Origin of the sequence: Nonomuraea sp. NPDC050404, assembly GCF_040655495.1 — a bacterium.
Taxonomy (GTDB): domain Bacteria; phylum Actinomycetota; class Actinomycetes; order Streptosporangiales; family Streptosporangiaceae; genus Nonomuraea.
Map to the genome: position 1 here is coordinate 1 of NZ_JBFAKB010000092.1, position 1,762 is coordinate 1,762.

Genomic DNA, 1,762 nt, shown 5'->3' on the forward strand with positions numbered 1-1,762 from the left:
CGAGTGAGAATGCAGGCATGAGTAGCGAATCGAGGGTGAGAAACCCTCGCGCCGGATGACCAAGGGTTCCTGGGCCAGGCTAATCCGCCCAGGGTAAGTCGGGACCTAAGGCGAGGCCGACAGGCGTAGTCGATGGACAACGGGTTGATATTCCCGTACCCGCTTCAATGCGCCCATACTGAACCCCTTGATACTAAGAGTCCTTAAGTCAGTCGCCTCTTCGGAGGGGATGTTAGACCGAACGCTCGGCCTGATTGGGTAGTAGGTAAGCGATGGGGTGACGCAGGAAGGTAGTCCAGCCCAGGCGATGGTTGTCCTGGGGTAAGCATGTAGGGCGGGACGTAGGTAAATCCGCGTTCCTTAAGCCTGAGATGTGATGCCGAGCCGATTGTGGTGAAGTGGATGATCCTATGCTGCCGAGAAAAGCCTCTAGTGAGTGTTGTGGCGGCCCGTACCCTAAACCGACTCAGGTGGTCAGGTAGAGAATACTAAGGCGATCGGGTGAACTGTGGTTAAGGAACTCGGCAAATTGCCCCCGTAACTTCGGGAGAAGGGGGACCTCTGCTGGTGATGGGCCTTGCGCCTGGAGCTGGTGGGGGTCGCAGTGGCCAGGGGGAAGCGACTGTTTACTAAAAACACAGGTCCGTGCGAAGTCGTAAGACGATGTATACGGACTGACGCCTGCCCGGTGCCGGAACGTTAAGGGGACCGCTTAGTCAGATTCGTCTGGCGAAGGTGAGAACTTAAGCGCCGGTAAACGGCGGTGGTAACTATAACCATCCTAAGGTAGCGAAATTCCTTGTCGGGTAAGTTCCGACCTGCACGAATGGCGTAACGACTTCCCCGCTGTCTCAACCGCAGACCCGGCGAAATTGCACTACGAGTAAAGATGCTCGTTACGCGCAGCAGGACGGAAAGACCCCGGGACCTTCACTACAGCTTGACATTGGCGTTTGGAGCGTCTTGTGTAGGATAGGTGGGAGACTGGGAAGCTCGGACGCTAGTTCGGGTGGAGTCATTGGTGAAATACCACTCTGGTCGTTTTGAACGTCTAACTCTGGTCCGTGATCCGGATCGGGGACAGTGTCTGGTGGGTAGTTTAACTGGGGCGGTTGCCTCCTAAAGGGTAACGGAGGCGCCCAAAGGTTCCCTCAGCCTGGTTGGCAATCAGGTGTTGAGTGTAAGTGCACAAGGGAGCTTGACTGTGAGACTGACGGGTCGAGCAGGAGCGAAAGCTGGGACTAGTGATCCGGCATCGGCGTGTGGAAGCGGTGTCGCTCAACGGCTAAAAGGTACCCCGGGGATAACAGGCTGATCTTCCCCAAGAGTCCATATCGACGGGATGGTTTGGCACCTCGATGTCGGCTCGTCGCATCCTGGGGCTGGAGTAGGTCCCAAGGGTTGGGCTGTTCGCCCATTAAAGCGGTACGCGAGCTGGGTTTAGAACGTCGCGAGACAGTTCGGTCCCTATCCGCTGCGCGCGCAGGAGACTTGAAAGGAGCTGTCCCTAGTACGAGAGGACCGGGACGGACGAACCTCTGGTGTGCCAGTTGTACCGCCAGGTGCACGGCTGGTTGGCTACGTTCGGAAGGGATAACCGCTGAAAGCATCTAAGCGGGAAGCTCGCCTTGAGATGAGGTCTCCCACCACGAGAGTGGGTAAGGCTCCCGGTAGACGACCGGGTTGATAGGCCGGAGGTGGAAGCACGGTAACGTGTGGAGCTGACCGGTACTAATAGGCCGAGGACTTGACCACAAAGCAT

Annotated in this window: 1 rRNA gene; it reads left to right on the forward strand. The window is 57.2% G+C overall.

The annotated features are described in order from the left end of the window. Window positions 1-1,755 (forward strand): 23S ribosomal RNA (locus tag AB0I81_RS63970); the annotation flags it as partial. Window positions 1,756-1,762 lie beyond the last annotated feature (7 nt).